This window comes from Paenibacillus canaveralius (assembly GCF_047238265.1).
In the GTDB taxonomy this organism is placed as follows: Bacteria; Bacillota; Bacilli; order Paenibacillales; family NBRC-103111; genus Paenibacillus_F.
On sequence record NZ_JBDFMM010000001.1, the window covers coordinates 2511818 to 2529986 of the forward strand.

16 protein-coding genes and 1 other annotated feature are annotated in these 18169 nt (G+C 55.6%); of the genes, 13 read left to right on the forward strand and 3 right to left on the reverse strand.

The genetic code is table 11. The features are described 5' to 3' along the window. The first annotated feature begins 92 nt into the window (after positions 1-92). The 4 genes from ABC395_RS11600 to ABC395_RS11615 all read left to right on the forward strand — a co-directional run bounded on the left by ABC395_RS11600 (position 93) and on the right by ABC395_RS11615 (position 2337). On the forward strand, positions 93-473 hold the full coding sequence (locus ABC395_RS11600) for a DUF5701 family protein (RefSeq protein WP_413003166.1): 381 nt from the start codon (positions 93-95) through the stop codon (positions 471-473). Beyond that, on the forward strand, positions 433-717 hold the full coding sequence (locus ABC395_RS11605) for a DUF5701 family protein (protein ID WP_413003168.1): 285 nt from the start codon (positions 433-435) through the stop codon (positions 715-717). The genes ABC395_RS11600 and ABC395_RS11605 overlap by 41 nt, the downstream gene beginning before the upstream one ends. Positions 718-911: 194 nt before the next feature. Beyond that, complete coding sequence (locus tag ABC395_RS11610; protein WP_413003170.1) at positions 912-1535, forward strand: nitroreductase family protein; 624 nt, start codon at positions 912-914, stop codon at positions 1533-1535. Positions 1536-1701: 166 nt separating this feature from the next. After that, a complete protein-coding gene (locus tag ABC395_RS11615) occupies positions 1702-2337 on the forward strand; it encodes an FMN-dependent NADH-azoreductase (RefSeq protein WP_413003172.1) in 636 nt (211 codons plus the stop codon). Positions 2338-2582: 245 nt separating this feature from the next. Here ABC395_RS11615 and ABC395_RS11620 read toward each other — a convergent pair whose 3' ends face one another. Continuing rightward, on the reverse strand, positions 2583-2960 hold the full coding sequence (locus tag ABC395_RS11620; protein ID WP_413003174.1) for a winged helix-turn-helix transcriptional regulator: 378 nt from the start codon (positions 2958-2960) through the stop codon (positions 2583-2585). A gap of 149 nt (positions 2961-3109) precedes the next feature. Here ABC395_RS11620 and ABC395_RS11625 point away from each other — a divergent pair, with 149 nt between their 5' ends. The 5 genes from ABC395_RS11625 to ABC395_RS11645 all read left to right on the forward strand — a co-directional run bounded on the left by ABC395_RS11625 (position 3110) and on the right by ABC395_RS11645 (position 8997). Next, positions 3110-3526 carry a BlaI/MecI/CopY family transcriptional regulator gene (locus tag ABC395_RS11625; protein ID WP_413003175.1) on the forward strand — a complete coding sequence of 139 codons (417 nt, stop codon included), beginning with the start codon at positions 3110-3112 and terminating at the stop codon, positions 3524-3526. Position 3527: 1 nt separating this feature from the next. After that, positions 3528-4376, forward strand: coding sequence for a M56 family metallopeptidase (locus ABC395_RS11630; RefSeq protein ID WP_413003177.1), 849 nt, complete (start codon positions 3528-3530; stop codon positions 4374-4376). Positions 4377-4467: 91 nt separating this feature from the next. Continuing rightward, the gene (locus ABC395_RS11635; protein WP_413003179.1) at positions 4468-4872 is read left to right on the forward strand and encodes a DoxX family protein; all 405 of its coding nucleotides are present in this window, start codon (positions 4468-4470) and stop codon (positions 4870-4872) included. 414 nt (positions 4873-5286) lie between these two features. After that, complete coding sequence (locus tag ABC395_RS11640) at positions 5287-7524, forward strand: 5'-nucleotidase C-terminal domain-containing protein (protein ID WP_487247446.1); 2238 nt, start codon at positions 5287-5289, stop codon at positions 7522-7524. A gap of 330 nt (positions 7525-7854) precedes the next feature. Then, complete coding sequence (locus ABC395_RS11645; protein ID WP_413003183.1) at positions 7855-8997, forward strand: glycerate kinase; 1143 nt, start codon at positions 7855-7857, stop codon at positions 8995-8997. Here ABC395_RS11645 and ABC395_RS11650 read toward each other — a convergent pair. Next, positions 8987-9934, reverse strand: coding sequence for a LysR family transcriptional regulator (locus ABC395_RS11650; protein WP_413003185.1), 948 nt, complete (start codon positions 9932-9934; stop codon positions 8987-8989). The two genes, ABC395_RS11645 and ABC395_RS11650, sit on opposite strands and share 11 nt — an antisense overlap. A gap of 204 nt (positions 9935-10138) precedes the next feature. Between ABC395_RS11650 and ABC395_RS11655 the strand changes: the two genes are divergently transcribed. Further along, on the forward strand, positions 10139-10687 hold the full coding sequence (locus ABC395_RS11655) for a flavodoxin family protein (RefSeq protein WP_413003187.1): 549 nt from the start codon (positions 10139-10141) through the stop codon (positions 10685-10687). A 401-nt stretch (positions 10688-11088) separates the two neighbouring features. Here ABC395_RS11655 and ABC395_RS11660 read toward each other — a convergent pair whose 3' ends face one another. Then, complete coding sequence (locus tag ABC395_RS11660) at positions 11089-11841, reverse strand: arylamine N-acetyltransferase family protein (protein WP_413003189.1); 753 nt, start codon at positions 11839-11841, stop codon at positions 11089-11091. A 202-nt stretch (positions 11842-12043) separates the two neighbouring features. Next, positions 12044-12299, forward strand: a binding site (T-box leader). Positions 12300-12352: 53 nt separating this feature from the next. Between ABC395_RS11660 and ileS the strand changes: the two genes are divergently transcribed. The 3 genes from ileS (at position 12353) to ABC395_RS11675 (ending at position 18118) form a co-directional block, all read left to right on the forward strand. Next, complete coding sequence (gene ileS, locus ABC395_RS11665; protein ID WP_413003191.1) at positions 12353-15433, forward strand: isoleucine--tRNA ligase; 3081 nt, start codon at positions 12353-12355, stop codon at positions 15431-15433. A 434-nt stretch (positions 15434-15867) separates the two neighbouring features. Beyond that, the gene (locus ABC395_RS11670) at positions 15868-16605 is read left to right on the forward strand and encodes a response regulator transcription factor (RefSeq protein ID WP_413003192.1); all 738 of its coding nucleotides are present in this window, start codon (positions 15868-15870) and stop codon (positions 16603-16605) included. Further along, positions 16571-18118, forward strand: coding sequence for a HAMP domain-containing sensor histidine kinase (locus ABC395_RS11675; protein WP_413003193.1), 1548 nt, complete (start codon positions 16571-16573; stop codon positions 18116-18118). Before ABC395_RS11670 ends, ABC395_RS11675 begins: the two co-directional genes overlap by 35 nt. Positions 18119-18169 lie beyond the last annotated feature (51 nt).

The following is an 18169-nucleotide window of genomic DNA, read 5'->3' on the forward strand; positions in this document are numbered from 1 at the left end:
TATAAAAAACTTGCAATTCGCATGCATGTTATACAATGAAATGGAAGCGACAAAGAGTTTATAGAACGGTACAGACGGAGAGGAGCGGGCGTATGACGTTAGAAGCGGAATTCGAGAGACAAATCGGAAATTTAATAGCCAAGGGTTATCCCGGTTTGGCGGGAGTGGAGGAATCGGCTTTCCGGGAGCTTCTTGCTCCGTTACAAGAAAGAGCCGCCAAGCGGATGCGGGAAAGCCTCAAGACCGAAGAGGGGAGCCTTCCGTTCGTCCTGGTTCTGAAACCGGAGAGGATTCCCCCGGATCAGATGATGCAGCGGGTCGAACGAAACGGCAAAAACGGCTTCAGCGTCATGGAAGCCGAAGATCTCGCGCGTTTCCAACCCATCGAAAGCGTGGAGTCTCCCTGCGGGGGAGGCCTACCTGATCCTGGACGTGGATACGGGCTCGGAAACGCTGAACCGGACGCCGAATGAAGCCATGAAGTCGTTTGCGGAATGGAACCGTTCTCCGCTGACGATCGAGGAGGGGATTGCCGTGATTACCCACTTTCCGGACGTGCTGCAGAAAAATCACGGGTTTTCTTTATGCGGTTCCAGGTGCGGCGACCGCAGGGTGAGTGCGCTGTGGATAAGCGGCGGCAAGCCGAAGCTGGGCTGGTGCTGGGCCGGGAATCCCCATACTTGGCTGGGATCGGCATCCTGCGAAGCGAGAATATGAACGCACGATTGGAGCGGGGGTACCTTTTTATACGCTGAAAGATCAGACAGCTTCCAACAGATTCCCGGCACGCCGCCGCGGGTAATGAAGAAAGAATTGTGCGCTAACCCCCTGTGAAGGATAAATCTTGCATAGGAACGGGTATGAAGCGGCAAATTACAGTCATTACCTTTTACGAAAACGGAGGGATGCGTATGTCAGCGGATTCATTTTTGCAGGCGGTCCGGGAACGACGTTCTATTTACGGAATCGGCGGAGAGTCTCCGGTTTCGGACGACCGGATTGTGGAAATCGTGAAGGATGCGGTGAAACACACGCCGTCCGCCTTTAACTCCCAAAGCGCCCGGGTGCTCGTACTTCTGGGAGAGCAGCATCATAAGCTGTGGGATATTGCCAAGGAAATACTTCGTGCAATCGTCAAGGAAGACCGCTTTGCCGCCACGGAGCAGAAGCTGGACAGTTTCCGCAGCGGGCACGGTTCGGTTGTGTTTTTCGAAGATCTGTCCGTCATCGAGGGGCTGCAGGCGCAGTTTCCGAGCTACCAGGATCATTTTCCGAACTGGTCCCAGCAGTCAAACGGCATGCTTCAGTATGTCATCTGGACGGCACTGGAGAGCGAAGGGCTGGGAGCGACGCTTCAGCATTACAACCCTTTGATCGATGAAAAAGTGAAAAGCACGTGGAACCTGCCGGAATCGTGGAAGCTTATTGCTCAGATGCCTTTCGGCAAACCAACGACACCTGCGGGCGACAAGGAATTCAAGCCGGTCGATGAACGGGTAAAAGTCGTGAAAATAATTCGGCCTGTCCGAAAATAAGCTCCATTTCCACCCGGGAAATGGGGCTTATTCTGTTACTCACGGATTTACAGTACCTTTTTTTATCCTAACCCACATGGATGTGCCTACTTCCCAGAACGGAAAATTTGAGTCATAATTAGTTTGAAGTTAAGATTATTTCCGAAAAGAAGGGAAGAATTCAATTATGGCAACAGTCCTATACATTACGGCTCACCCGCACGATCACCAAACATCCTACAGCATGGCGGTAGGTAAAGAATTTATCGAGGCGTACCGCGCAGCCAATCCGGCCGATGAAGTTATCGCTCTCGATCTTTATAACTCGGACATTCCGCAAATCGACGCGGACGTATTCAGCGGCTGGGGCAAGCTGCGCTCCGGTTCCTCGTTCGACCAGCTTTCCGCTTCCGAGCAGGCGAAAGTTCAGCGTCTGAACGACATCGTGGAGCAGTACGTTGCGGCCGACAAGTATGTTTTCGTGTCCCCGATGTGGAACTTCTCGTTCCCTCCGGTGCTTAAAGCCTACATTGATGCCATCTGCATCGCCGGCAAAACGTTCAAGTACACGGAAAACGGTCCGGTCGGCCTGCTGACCGACAAAAAAGCCATTCATATCCAAGCAAGCGGCGGCATTTACTCCGAAGGTCCTGCCGCGGGCTTCGAGAGCGGCCACAGCTTCCTGAACAAAATCATGCAGTTCCACGGCGTACCTTCTTTCGAAGGCATCTTCGTAGAAGGCATGGCGGCTATGCCGGATAAAGCTCCGGCTATTAAAGAAGCGGCCATCGCCAAAGCGAAAGAAGCGGCGAAACGCTTCTAACCGCTCCCGGCGGGAGCCGGAGCCGCCGGCCGGGAACGCTCCGGCCGGGCGCAGCAAAAAGAACCTCCGCTTCCCCTGTCAGGGACGGAGGTTCTTTTTGCTGCGCGGACGCGGGCCGCGCTACGGGGCAGCCCGCGTCCGCGGGGGCCCTGCATCCGCCGCATGAAGCGCCGCAGCGCCAGCGCAGGCTGCGAAGCCTTCCGGCGCGCCTGCCTTCCGCCGCCGGGGCCTCCGCCGGCCGGGCGTTAAGGCCGGGCCGAAGCCGCGCGGTTTTCCGTGTCCGCGGCTTCGGCATTCCGGCGCTTCATATGCTCGACATGGGCCGCGCCCCAGACATGCATGGAGTGGAGGATCGGCTCCAGGGTCCGGCCGTACTCCGTGATCGAGTATTCCACCTTGGGAGGAACCTGGGGATACACGACCCGCCGGACGATATCCTGCTCCTCCAGCTCCCGCAGATGCAGGGTCAGCATACGCTGGGTAATATCCGGCATCAATCTTCTGAGCTCGTTAAACCGGAGCGTATCTTTGCTGATTAAATGTTGAATGACCAGGGGTTTCCATTTGCCGACAATCATGTCCAGAGCCACGACCACTTTACACTGCTCGGGGATAATTTCCATGGGACGGCCTCCTTTCACGGTACCTTTTTTATTACTATAGCATATCTTCGCTTCTACCGCCTCGACCCCCGTATATAAGTCCGGACGGATGTACACTTGACACCGTTATGCCGCGAACACTACAATGGGTAGTGGAAGGGGGCCGCCTCGTGAAAATTCATCATTTTAAAACGAACGAAAGCGGGCTTAACCGGTTTTTCGGACCTCTGGAAGCCAAGATCATGAATATTTTGTGGGACGGGCCCGAGATGGCGATCAAGGATGTCCAGCATGCGCTGGAACGCGAGAAGCTTGTGAACTTCAACACCGTTATGACGGTCATGAACCGGCTTTTGGATAAAGGAATTTTGTCGAAAAGAATGGACGGGAGAACGTCGCTGTTCAGGCCGGTCCAATCCAGAGACGAGTTTCTCGAATGCCAGTCGAAAGAATTGACCCACGAGCTTATGGAAGAATTCGGATCGTCTCTGGTGGTCAACCATATGCTCGATGCCCTGGAAGAGGTGGATCCCATGCTAATCGAGAAGCTGCAGCAGAAAATCCTGGATCTGCAGAAGGACAAGTAACATGTGGCAGTCCCGGTCCAGATTCATTTTCCGTTCGTCGGTTCTTATTGCGGGCGTTGTGCTGTTCCAGATGACCATGTATGCCCTGCATGTCCTGTTCGGCCTCAGGATCGGGTTTAACGTGCTGGATGTCTGCACGGAATGGATGCGCTCGAAAGGTATTTTTTCTATCGCTCATCTGTTGGACGCTTTTGTGATCGTCACGTTCGCGTACAGCTTGTGGCAAATCCTCCGGCAGTTCGTCCTGTCGCGGAAAATTTTCGCCAAGCTGGCCGCATTCCGGCATGAGAGGCTGTCTGCGGAGCTGAACCGGATGTATCCCGAAGCGCGGGGAAACATCGTCGTGGTCGTGTCGGACGAGCCGATCGCGCTGACGATGGGATTCGGCAGGCCGGCAGTCGTTTTGTCCACAGGCCTCCTGAATATGCTGGAGGCGAGCGAGGCCGAGGCCGTTATCCATCATGAACTGCACCATCAGCAGACGGGAGATCCGCGCAGCATGTTCTTCCTCTCGCTGCTCGCTTCGGTGCTGTGGTACCTTCCCGTACTGAAATGGTTCCATCACCAGTACAAAATCGCACGGGAGATACTCGCGGACAATTACGCGATTTCACGTCAAGGCTCTTCCCGCGATCTCGGCAGCGCCCTGCTGAAACTGCTCCGAAGAGGAGGTACGGTTGCCATGCCGTTCGCGTACGCATCTTTCGCCGACACTTCGATCAATTACAGAATCCGAAGAATCGTCGATCCGGAATCCCCGATTTCTTTCCGGCCGCCGCTTACGCCGACCATGATTTCCGTTTATGTTCTGGTCATGCTGACCTGGCTTTTCGTCCAGATCTTGTTTTGAAAATTTTTTAAGCACAGACACTACGTTCCGTAGTGTTCTTGCGACTATAAACACTACGCGTTGTAGTGTAAAACCAAGGAGGAAATTAAACATGAATTCAATGAACAAATGGCAGTATGGAGCGTTTATTTTACGGATTGTGCTCGGCTTGATTTTTCTCGTCCACGGGTATCAGAAGTTTGAAGGCGGACTTAGCGGCGTTGCCGGGTTTTTCGGCAGTCTGGGACTTCCGGGATTTATGGCGTACGTGGTGGCGGTCGTCGAACTGGCGGGAGGCATCCTTATGCTGATCGGGCTTGGCACGCGCTGGATTGCGGCCGCTTTCGCCGTCATTATGCTTGTGGCGATCTTTACGGCAAAACTGAGCCTTGGGTTCGCTGGAGGCTACGAGCTGGAGCTGGCGCTGTTCGGAATGTCTCTGGGGTTGTTCTTCATGGGCAAGCAAGTTTTGGCGCTGGAAAACGTATTTTCCCGGGGCAAGACGAACGCCCTGTAAATCCATGCCGGCACTGAGTCTCATTGCGGCTGCGAACGTTCGGCATATAGGATCGGCGGCATGATCCCGTGACCGTTCCGCCAAAAAATAAGGTCCCGAGCGGCAGCCGCCGGCAGACCGATTTACAAACGAGAAAACACAGGGCCGGCGGGCTCTGTGTTTTTTTGACTGGAAATTTCGGTATCTCGGGGCGCGTTGAAAACAATTGTAAAAGTTTCGTAAATAAAATCATATTCAAATCGCCGCTTCTGTTGTAAAATCGGAACTATGTTTCAAAAAGGCAGCAAATATTGGCATAGCCTTTTACGGGAAGCAGAGGCTGTTTTTCAACGGAAGCGGCCGCCAACTTTACCAACACCGAAGGGGAGAGTCATCATGAAGGCAAAGAAAGCAGTGAGTCTGACTGTATCCGCTATGCTGTTATTCGGAACCGTTTTCACAAGCGGCCGGGCTGCGGCGGAAACGGCTGCACCGGTTAAACCGGCTAAAGCCGACACGGAGATTTCCATTCTGGGAACCTCGGACATTCACGGTCGATTCATGCCGTGGGATTATGCACTGGACGGACCCAACACGAACGGAAGCCTTACCCAGCTTTTCACCATGATCAAAAAAGTGCGCCAGGAGAATCCGAACACGGTTCTCGTAGATGCCGGGGACATGATTCAAGACAACTCCGCGGAGCTGTTCAACGACCAGCCGAAGTCTCCTATGATGGTCGCGATGAATGAAATGAATTACGACGCCTGGGTTATGGGCAACCATGAATTCAATTTCGGGCTGGACGTATTCAAAAAGATTACTTCGCAGTACAAAGGGCAGATGCTCGGCGGCAATATTTACAAAGACAACGGGGACAGATTCCTCCCTGCGTATACGATTATCGAAAAAGCGGGCGTGAAAATCGGCATTATCGGAATGGATACTCCGATGACGGCTGAATTTGAGAAGGGAACCGACCATCTGGACGGAATCCAGTTCAAGAATCCGGTGGAAGAGACGAAGAAAGCCGTCAAAGAGCTGGAAGGTAAAGTCGACGTGATGATCGGTCTCATGCACATGGGGATCGAGAACGAGAACGGCGTGCCGGGAACCGGTGTCGCGGACGTTGCCAATGCGAATCCGGAGCTGGCCGCAATTTTCGCCGGACATATGCATAAGCTGGTCAAATCGGAGACCGTCAACGGTGTTCTGATCGCCGAACCGGACAAGTACGGCACGCATGTCTCCCGGATCGACCTGACCTTCACGGAGAAGGACGGCAAAATGGTCCTTAAGGACAAGAAGGCGGCCGCTCTCCCGGTCAAAGACGCAAGCGGGGTAACAGCCGTTTCCGATCCCGAGCTGGAAAAAACGCTGAAGCCGTTTCACGACTTCGCGCGGGCGGACGCCAATATCGAAGTGGCGCAGCTGAAAGGAACAAACCTCGTTCCGAAGAACGAGATTGAGGGCATTCCGAGCGTACAAATCCAGGAAACGCCTTTGTCGGACTTTTTTAGTGAAGTGATGCTGCATTACAGCAAGGCCGACGTAGTTGCGCACCAGATCGACAACGACAAAGCGCGTCTGGATATCGGGCCGATCAAGAAGAAGGATATCGCGTACAATTACCAGTTCGCTCTCGGCGAAATTACGGTATACAAAGTGACGGGCAAAGATTTGAAGGATTACATGGAATGGGCGGTAGGATATTTCAACTCTACCCGTCCGGGCGACGTGACCGTCAGCTTTGACAAAAAACGCCGCGCATCCAAGTACAGCACGAACGATTTCTTCGGCGGGGTTAAGTATGACATCGATTTGACCAAGCCGTACGGAAGCCGCATTACGAACCTGCGTAAAATGGACGGCACCGCTATCACTGCCGGAGACAGCTTGAAGCTCGGCATGAATGCGTACCGGATGGACGCGCTCAAAGCGAAAGGCGGCGCTCTGGAAGGCCGCAAGTTCGAACAGCTCTGGTCGTCGAAAGACGCTTCCGCATTCGGTGAGATGGGCGGAACGATCCGCAGCCGCGCGATCGCTTACCTGAAAGAAGTGAAAAACGGGGTCTACGAGCCGAAAATCCAGGATAACTGGAAAATTATCGGCGTGGACACGACATCCCCCGAGCGTGCCGATGTGGTGGAGCTGATCAACTCGGGCATCCTCCCGGTACCGAAGACGGAAGACGGCAAATACACGAACGTGGAGTCCATCAATATTTTGGACCCTGTCACAAAAGAAGAGATCGCCGCTCTTGCCGGAAAAGCAAAGGTGAACGCCAGCCTGTTCGATGCCGTTAAGACGAAAGGCGAATTTTACCGCAAGCTGAACGCGGCGGTTAAAGCGAATGGAAACGGCAGCGGAGAACCGACCGCACCACAGCCGAAACCGGAACCCAAGCCGGAGCCAAAACCTGAGCCAAAACCAGAGCCAAAGCCGGAACCGAAACCGGAGCCAAAACCGCAGCCGGTCGTTAAGAAGCAGGCGCAAGTGACGTCCTACTTCCTGAATGTACGGACCAAGGCTTCCGCGACGGCGAAAATTATAACCGCCGTACCGAAAGGTACGATTCTGGATGTGCTCGGCAGCAGCTACGGCTGGGTGAAAGTATCCTATAAAGGAAGCGTCGCTTACGTTTACGGCGAGTATGTGAAAATGCTTCCGTAACGAAACCGGGACAAAAAGCAGTCCGGCCTATGGCCGGGCTGTTTTTTTGCAGTCGGGGTCCCCTGTCGGCCTACGGCTCCTGGTACCAAGGCGTACGACGCGGTCGGGTCATTGACGCGGCAGGACCGGGCGTGCAACAATTTCTGGTAGAAGGCACCGCCGCCGTTATTATAACGGACCGGCCGTGCCGACACGTGATTTAAACGGAACTTCAGCGGTAAAACGGTTCTGATCGGCGAAGGTAGCGTGCTTAAAGCCGCAAAATCACACCGGTCGCCGTTGTTACCTTAACGGCTTAACGGCCATTAGAAGAAAAAGGAGCGGATTTTCTTGAAAATCGTCATTGCGCCGGATTCTTATAAAGGCAGCCTGTCCGCCAAGGCGGCGGGGCTTGCCATGGAACGGGGCGTTCGTCTGGCAGGCATAGGGAACGTTATTACCTCCGTTATTCCAATGGCGGACGGCGGCGAGGGAACCCTGGAATGTCTGGTCGAAGGCACGAACGGACGGATTATTCAAACGGTCGTGAAGGACCCGCTGGGCCGAGACATCCCCTCCGTCTTCGGAATACTCGGCGACGGCCGGACCGGGGTCATCGAGATGGCGAAATCGTCGGGGCTGTATCTGCTGCAGGAATCCGAGCGGAACCCTCTGCTGACGTCCACTTACGGATTCGGGCAGCTCATTCTGGAGGCGCTGAATGAAGGCTGCCGAAGGTTTATACTCGGCCTGGGGGGAAGCGCCACCAATGACGGGGGAGCGGGGATGCTCCAGGCCCTCGGAGTGCACCTGCTGGACAGCGAAGGCGCGGTTCTTGCGGCCGGTGCGGGCGGAGGAGCGCTGGACGAGGTCGCCGCAATATCCACGGACAACCTCGACAAGCGGCTGGCCGGCTGCACGTTCACGCTGGCCTGCGACGTGACCAACCCGCTGCTGGGCCCGACCGGCGCATCGGCCGTTTTCGGCCCCCAGAAGGGGGCGGCGCCCGACGTGGTCGACCGGCTGGAGCGCAACCTTGCCCGCTTCGCGGATGTGATCCGGGCAGAGACCGGCACATCGGTGCACGGGCTGCCCGGCGCCGGCGCGGCGGGCGGACTGGCCGGGGGCATTCTTGCTTTTCTGAATGCCCGGGCGGAATCGGGCTTTTCCATCGTCTCCGCGGTGACGGGACTGGAGGAAGCCGTCAAGGGGGCGGATCTCGTCTTGACCGGAGAAGGCCGCATCGATGCCCAGACGGCCGGAGGCAAAACGCCGGCGGGAGTGGCGGGCGTGGCCGCGAAGCACGGCGTACCCGTTGTCGTGCTGGCCGGTTCCGTCGGCGAAGGGATCGGGGAGCTGTACGGGCAGGGGGTCACGGCCGTGTTCAGCCTCGTTAACGGTCCCATGTCCCTCGACGAGGCAATGCGGCGTACTCCCGAGCTGCTGGAACAGACTGCCGCCCAAGTACTTCGCGTTTTCGCGGTCAGGAAGTGAGCGTTTGCCGCGGCTCCGCCGGAAGATTTACCGGGGAACCGTTGTCTCCGGCAAGAAAGACCTTCCGAGTCAGCTCGATAAAGGCAAGCAGAGGCGGCGTCATCCATTTGTCCTTGTGCCAGGCGATCTGGGTAAACAAGACGTCTTCGGGCGCCTTCCAGGCCAGCTCGGCGAGCTTCCCGTCACGCAGATCCGCCGCTACGACCATACCGGGCAAAAAGGCGATTCCGAGGCCCGACATGACACACTGTTTGATGGCTTCGATGCTCGCAAACTCGAATTTGTTCAGCGGGTAGACGGATACGGAGCTGAAAGACCTCTCCAGAATGGTCCGGTAGGAACAGCCGGCTTCCGTCAGCAGGAGCGTTTCGTGCTCCAGGTCCTTCGGCGTGATTTTCTTCATCTCCACAAGCGGATGTTCGGGCGAGGCGACAATTTTCAATTCCTCCCGGATCAGTGTTTCGACATGCAGCGTTTCCCTCGGTTTACAGCTGTCCATGATAAACGCGATATCCAGGACGCCTTCCAGCAGCTGCTCCCTGGCATGGGCATCCGAATTCGAAGGCCTGAACACCAGCTTCACGTTCGGAAACCGGGCCTTGAACTCTTTGAGCAGCGCGGGGAGACGGTAGGTGCACTGGCTTTCCTGAGCGCCGATCACAAGCGTACCGGCCTGTTCTTCGTCCCCGCGGACGGCCTGCTTGGCTTCTTCCGTCAGGGTGATGATTTTATCGGCGTACAATTTAAACTGGCGACCCGCTTCCGTCAATACGAGCCGCTTTCCGAGACGTTCGAACAACGGGGCTCCCAGCTCGGATTCCAGTGCTTTGATCTGCGCGGTCACACTCGATTGGGCAAAATTAAGCATCCGGGCCGTCTGGGTAAAATTCAGATTTTCGGCGGCCGTTTTAAACGTCAGAAGCTGTTTCGTTTCCATCGCCATACCTCTCTTTCATCGGATATATCGATTGATAATATCGGAATAATCGTCTTAAGTGATCGTTCTCTTTATTGTAAAATGAGAGATGCAATCCGGCAAGACCGGAAGCAGGGAGCGCTTCTCCTGAGGTAGCGAATCTTTCGCCCTAAATATGGACGGACGTGAACCTGCCGACAAACGATCGAAGGAGTGAACGCAGTGATGAAAATCGCAGTGATAGACGGGGGAACGCGACCCGGAGGAAACACGGAGCTGCTGACGGAGGAGGCCCTAAAAGGGCTGACCGTAGACCGTATCCGGCTTAACGAATATACGATCCGGCCGATTATAGACGGGCGCCATGCGGAAGAAGGATTTCCCGAGATGAACGACGATTACAAGGAAGTGATCGACCGGGTGCTTGCCGCCGAACTTCTCGTTTTTGCCACGCCGGTATACTGGTACAGCATGTCCGGAATCATGAAAAACTTCGTGGACCGCTGGTCGCAGATGATGAGGGACGGGAATTATCCGGATTTCAAGAACACGATGGGCACCAAAAAAGCTTTTGTCATCGCGGTAGGAGGCGATCTGCCGGAAATAAAGGGACTGCCGATGATTCAGCAGTTTCAGTACATTTTCGACTTTATGGGCATTCGTTTCGAAGGCTATATCCTCGGCAAAGGAAATAAACCCGGCGATGTCCTGGACGATGCCGAAGGAATGTTTGCGGCGGGGCAGCTGAGAAACAAGCTGGCGGCGCTGCAATAAGAAAGGCCCGCTGTATGCTGCAGGCGGGAGCATCGGGGGAAACGCCTGAAGAACGATAAAGCCGAATACGCCTTATGAGCCGGTCCGTTCTATGCGAACAGACCGGCTATTCGCGTTCCGGGCGTTTGCGGCAAGCCGGAACCGCGCCCTGGCAGCAGCGTCGGAAAGCATGTCGGTTTTATGCGAGACGCCCGGCATCGCACGAATTGGAGCGCCGCAGCAAATCCGAAAGGCCGAATCGCGCCCTGGCAACAGCGCCGGAAAGCATGTCGGTTTTATGCGAGACGCCGAGTAGCACACGAATTGAAGCGTCACAGCAATCCGAAAAGCACAAACCGCACCCCGGCGGCAAACGCCGGAAAGCCGGTATGCTCTAATCGAGCCAACCGGCTTTTCGTCTTTCAAACGAACAGGCCCAACCGGCCGTTCAGCGTTTTCTCCAGCTCCTCCGGAGTCAGCGGGCGCTTGCTTTTGTCGTTTCCGGTCGTTTCGATCAGCTGGTCGCCTGAAATCGTTACGCGTCCCGCCGCCGTCGCTCTAGTCGCGAGCAGTTTCTGCGTAAAGTGGGACTCCGGCGACGTCTGGTTGAACGCGCACGCTTCCGCAAAGCTTTCCAGCGAGCGGGGAGCCGTCGAGAAGCGGTACAGCGCGATCCAGTGCCCATCCTCTCCGGCCCGCTGGAGATCGTACAAGCCGTCCGCATCGGTTGCTTTTGCGGCCCGGTATACGCCGCTTACATCCTCCACGGGCGTTCCGTCCAGCGGAACGGGGGAGCGGGCGGAGTCGCCGAAACCGACATCGACCAGGTAGGGGTGGTCAAATTCCGCAAGAATGGCCGCATGACTTTCCGGCATTCCCCACGTTCCGTCCGGCTTGGCGACGGTAGCCGCAATGAGGCGCACCGTGAAACCAAGCTCCCTAAGGAGGGTGCTGAAAAGCCCGTTAAGTTCGTAGCAGAAGCCTCCGCGGCGGCGCCCGATCACTTTTTCGTAAAAGGAAGCGGTATCCAGCGTGATCGGTACTTGACGGATGACGTCCAGATTTTCAAAAGGCACGTGAAGCATATGACGGCGCTGAAGCTCCTTCAGGGCAGACAAATCCGGCTTGGCCGGACGGCTCGCGCCGATTCTTTTCAAATAAGCCTCAACATTCATGCGGAGCACCTCCTTCTATAGAAAGCCGATTCATTTTTCTATTCCAGACTACCTCCTTACGGAAAGTCATACAAGTGCCGATTGGAAAAAAATAGATGTAATGCAAGAGGTCAGCGAATACGCCGCCCGGCACGGAAGAACAAATGCGGGTTGACATTTTGCCGAAAATGCTGTAAAAATGGAATATCTGAAAGTAAACCCGACAAATTCATTGACGAGAACGAGTACGCTGATCCCTTGTTCCCCAGAGAGTTGGCCGCGCGCTGAAAGCCAATGTACAAGAATGAGCAGAAAATCCTCTCCGAGAAGGAAAGCTGAAGCAGGCAAGTAAGCTGACCCGGGATCCCGCCGTTACAAGGGACGCGTATGATCGTACGCAGATGAGGTGCCGCATAGCTTGAACGACAAGGCTTTGGCGGAACAAGGGTGGTAGCGCGAGAACCAATCTCGTCCCTTACGGGGCGGGATTTTTTTGTTGTCTTCAGAACGAAGCCGGAAAGGATGACTGAACATGAACAAGGTCGATGTTAAAGAAAAAGCAAGAACCCGCGAGCTGCGCGTTTTAAACCAGTGGAGGGAGGACGATACGTTCCGCCGTTCGATCGAGAACCGGGAAGGAAAGCCGAACTTCGTCTTCTATGAAGGTCCGCCCACCGCGAACGGGAAGCCGCATATCGGACATATGCTCGGCCGGGTCATCAAAGATTTTATCGGGCGCTATAAAACGATGTCGGGCTATCGTGTCGTCCGCAAAGCGGGCTGGGATACGCACGGGCTTCCGGTCGAACTGGGCGTAGAGAAGCAGCTGGGCATTTCGGGCAAACAGGAGATCGAGGAATACGGCGTGGCCAAGTTTGTGGAGACGTGCAAAAACAGCGTGTTCGAGTATGAAAAGCAGTGGCGCGAGCTTACCGAGGCCATCGCTTATTGGACCGATATGGTGCATCCGTACGTGACGCTGACGAACGATTACATCGAGAGCGTCTGGCATATCCTGTCGACCATCCACAAGAAAGGGCTTCTGTACAAGGGCCATCGTGTCAGTCCGTACTGCCCGGATTGCCAGACGACGCTGAGCTCGCACGAAGTGGCGCAGGGCTACGAGGATGTGAAGGATCTGAGTGCCACGGTCAAGTTCAAGAGCAAAGCGGCGGACGAGTATTTCCTCGCATGGACGACGACTCCCTGGACGCTTCCGGCCAACGTGGCGCTGGCGGTAAACAAGGATCTCGACTATGTCAAAGTGAAGCATAACGGGGAAGTGTACGTGACGGCGCAGAATCTCGCCGAAAAAGTGTTCGGAGGCGAAGCGGAAATCCTTTCCGTCCATAAGGGGGCCGAGTTTGTCGGAACTGCATATGAGCCGCCTTTCGGTTATTTGCACCTGAACAAAGGCCATCTGGTCGTAGATGCCGAGTATGTCAGCGATGCGAGCGGTACGGGGATCGTGCATATCGCGCCGGCCCACGGGGAAGACGACTACCGCACCACACGCCAGCACGGAATCGATTTTGTCCATGTCGTGAAGCAGGACGGCACCTACTCTTCGGAAATTACCGATTTCGCCGGCCGTTTTGTGAAAGACTGCGACGTGGATATCGTGAAAAAGCTGTCGGAACGCGGTCTGCTTTTCGCCAAAGAACGCTACGAGCACAGCTATCCGTTCTGCTGGCGCTGCAAGTCGCCGCTGCTCTATTACGCAATGGAAAGCTGGTTTATCCGGACGACGGCGGTCAAGGATCAGCTCATCGCGAACAACAACGAAGTGAACTGGTACCCGGGGCATCTCCGCGAAGGCCGCTTCGGAAAATTCCTGGAAGAGCTGGTGGATTGGAATATCAGCCGCAACCGGTACTGGGGAACGCCTCTTAACGTATGGGTATGCGGGGATTGCGGAGAGGAATTTGCTCCGGGAAGCCACCGTGAGCTGCGCGAGCGTGCCGTCGATCCCGTGGATGAGAGTCTGGAGCTTCACAAGCCGTACGTGGATGACGTCAAGCTCCGCTGTTCGTGCGGCGGGGTGATGGAGAGAACGCCGGAAGTGATCGACGTCTGGTTCGACAGCGGTTCGATGCCGTTCGCCCAGTATCATCATCCTTTCGGTGACGAGAAGACGTTCGGCGAGCAGTATCCCGCGGATATGATCTGCGAAGGCATCGACCAGACGCGCGGATGGTTTTTCAGCCTGCTGGCGGTTTCGACGCTGTATAACGGCCGGGCTCCGTACAAGGCCGTCATTTCTACGGGCCACGTGCTGGATGAGAACGGGCTGAAAATGTCCAAGAGCAAAGGCAATGTCCTCGACCCGTGGAACATCATCGAAGAATTCGGAACGGATGCGTTCCGCTGGGCACTTCTGTCGGACAGTGCGCCGTGGAACAGCAAACGTTTCTCGAAGCAAATCGTGGCGGAAGCGAAATCGAAGATCGTCGATACGATTCATAACACACATGCGTTTTTTGCCCTGTATGCCGATATCGACGGGTTTAATCCGGACGCGTTCGAACGAAAGCCGAAACGCAACGAGCTGGACCGCTGGATTTTGTCGCGGCTGAACAGCACGCTCGCGACTGTCGTCAAAGGGCTGGACGCGAACGACTTCCTTAACCCGGCCAAACAGATCGAGGTGTTCGTGGATGAGCTGAGCAACTGGTACATCCGGCGTTCGCGCGACCGTTTCTGGGGAAGCGGAATGTCCGAAGACAAAGTCGAGGCGTACCAGACCCTGCACGAAGTGCTGCTTACTTTGGCGCGGATGATCGCCCCTTACGCTCCGCTGATCGCCGAAGATGTCTACGGTAATCTCGGCGGCAAGGGCAGCGTGCATCTGGCCGACTATCCGAAAGCGGACGAAGCCGCCATCGACACCGGGCTGGAAAACGAGATGGAGACGGCGCGGCAAATCGTCGAACTGGCCCGCAGCGTCCGCAACGAAACGGCGATCAAGACCCGTCAGCCGTTGTCGGAACTCCTTATTTCGCTTGACCGCGAGTTTGCTTTGGAGCGATTTGAAGCGATCATCCAGGAGGAAATCAACGTGAAGCAGGTCCGTCTTGAACGGAGTGATGCCGGTTTCGTCCAGTTTGCTTTGAAGCTGAACCTGAAAGCCGCCGGCAAAAAATACGGCAAATTGGTCGGTCCCCTGCAAGGTTATTTGAAAAATCTTGCTCCTGAAGCAGCGGCCGCTGCGGTCGGAAAGGGCGTTTTGGATACGGAAGTGCAAGGGGAAAGCGTTCGCCTGACGCTGGATGAACTGCTCGTCGAAAAAACGGCGAAGCCCGGGTTCGCTTCCGCATCCGGTTACGGCATTACCGTCGCTTTGAATACGGAAGTGACGGAAGCGCTCAAGCAGGAAGGGGCCGTCCGCGAGGTCGTCCGCGCCGTTCAGGATTACCGCAAAAAGCTGGACCTGCCGATCGACCGGCGCATCACCCTTGTGCTGGATGCGGATCCGCAGCTTAAAGAGGCTTTGCAGCGGTACGAACAGGTTCTCCGCGATAACGTGCTGGTCAGCACGATCCGTTACGAGAATGCGGAAGGTATGGAGCAGGTCGCCCTCGGTGAGTCCACGCTCCGGATGCGAGTGGATTAACGCGAGACACACCGACCGCCTAATCGGTGCGATCTGAGCAGCCTCCGAGCCTGCCGGCAGATGCTGCATAGAGCTGCGATTTAAAGTGCGTCGCCCCGAAGTGTGAACGGGAAGAACTCACGGCTATTGCCGTGAGTTTTTTTATTTTTCACGGAGCCGATGGAACCCGGGGGGGGGGCGGGGTCTGCGGGTGCCTCAGTCCAAAACGGACCGCCCTGACCGTTAAGGACGATATCATCTGCAACGTCAGCCTTAGCCGCACGGTGCCCGATTTTCCGGCATCAACCCGAATGAAGCGAAGCTGCCCTGCCGTTGTTAACATTTTTGAAACAAAATGTGCGCCGTTTTGAAATATAATGAAGGTTATCGTAATGCTTACGCTAGAAACAAGAGCGAATTTTTCACACCGGATGCGTCCGGGCAAAGGAGCTTTCATGAATAAAATTTTAATTGTCGATGACGAAAGGCAAATCGTCGACATTCTCTCTTACGCGTGCAAAAGGGAAGGGTTTGACGTTGAGACGGCGTCTTCCGGCGGGGAAGCTTTGCGGAAAATAGAAGAGACGAAACCGCAGCTTCTCATTCTGGATGTGATGCTGCCGGATATGAACGGCTTCGAGGTGTGCCGCAAAATCGGAGACCCCGATTCGCTCGGCATCATTATGCTGACGGCGAAGAACGACATTCTGGACAAGCTGGTCGGACTGGAACTGGGAGCAGACGATTATATAACGAAGCCGTTCGACATCCGCGAGCTGATTGCCCGTGTTCATTCCCTGCTCAGAAGAATGAGGAAAAAGAGCGAAGAAACGGAGACTCCCGACAGCTTGTCTTACGGCAAGCTTGTTTTGAGCCGGACCAAACGGAAGGTAAGCCTGGGCGGGGACATTCTCGTTTTTACGCCGAAGGAATTCGACCTGCTGGCCCTGCTGCTCCGCCACCTCGACCGCGTGTATACCCGTGAAGAGCTGCTGGAATCGGTCTGGGGATTCGATTTCGCCGGCGGAACCCGTACGGTCGATATCCATCTGCAGCGGCTGCGCAAGAAGCTGGGGCCCGTCTATCAGCAGATGCTGGTTACGATTCACGGCGTAGGATACAAAGCGTCGCTGGATACCATCGGGGAAGAGCTTCAGCATGCCCGTGCGGACAATCATGAAGATGACCGTTAAGCGGAAATCACAGCTTTTCCTCGGTCTGCATCTTCTCCTCACAATCGCGATTCTCGGCTTTGCCGTTCTGCACGGGATACGCAAGGAGCAGCAGAAGCAGGTGGAGGACTATCTGGAGCAGCAGACCAAGACAGCCAACGTGTTTATCCGTCAGGCGCTGCTTGATCCGGCGGACAAACCGGAGGAAGAGGGGACGGCTGTGCTCGGGAACGGCCTCGCCCGGCAGCTAGGCCTTATGAGCGGCATGCACACGATGCTGTTCGATATGAACGCGGAGAAGACCGGGGATTCCATGCCGTCGTCGGAATCTCTTGACGTGAGGGATCTGCTTCCCTATGCGATCCAAGGAAAAACCGCTTACGAGATCAACGGGAGCAGGCTCGTCTATTTGGCGCCTTTGTCCGACGGGGCGGCACAGATCGGAGCCGTCGGCTTCCAGTATTCGCTGGAGATGAACCAGTCCTTCAACACTTCTATCCAGCGTCTTTTTATCCTTATCGGAATTCTGATTCTTACCGTAAGTTTCGCTGCCGGGACGCTTTATTACAACCGGTTGTCCGGCGGAATTCTGAAATTGCGGCGCTCGACCCAGGAAATCCGTGAAGGACGCTACGACGGCGCGGAACGGCTCAAAACCGGTGACGAGCTCGGCGAACTGAGCGAAAACATTTATCAGATGGGGCGGGAAATCCGTAACAGCTTCGAAACCCTGGAAAATAAACAGTCGGAGCTGGAAAAAACCGTTGATAGGCTTACCCGGCTGGAAAAGCAGCAGAAAGAGTTTATCGGGGCGATTTCACACGAGTTCAAAACCCCGCTGACGGTCATCAGGGCCTATCTCGATCTGCTTGACTTGTATAAGGACGATGAGGAACTGGCGAGGCAGGCCAAAACGAGTCTTGCGAAAGAGACGGCACGGCTTCAGGAAATGGTGGACACCATACTCCGGCTGGCTGCACTGGATTTATACGAGTTTCAAGAGCACGAGGAGATCATCGGCCTTGGAACGTTTCTGGAAGAGCTGACAAGCCGCATGCACGGAAAAGCCCGGAAATTCGGCCTGCAAATGCGTGCGGATATTCCCGACGTCTATGTCCGGGGTGACCGGGAGCATTTGACGATCATTTTCGTCAATCTGCTCGATAACGCGATTAAATTCAACCATCCCGGAGGCGAAATCCGGTTAACCGGATTTCAGGACGACGGGAAGGTGAAAATCCGTGTTAGCGATACCGGCATCGGTATCCCCGAGGAGCGGAAGTCGGCGATTTTCGAGCCTTTTTCGAGTGCACATAAGGCTTTGTACCGCGAGCTGGGAGGGACGGGGCTCGGCCTTGCTCTCGTCAGACAACTGCTGGACAAGCAGGGGGGGACGATCGAGCTGCTCTCCGGCTGCCCGGGAGCCGTTTTCGAGGTTACGCTGGAGGCGGCCGCACATCCGGCGGCGACAGATGCAGCAGCCGCAGCAGATCCAGGGGATGCCGGCAAGTCCGATGGAGCGGACAGTGCGTGAATGTTTACATTTCCGAAACAAACGGCGCTCTTTTTCGATACAATCACCCGT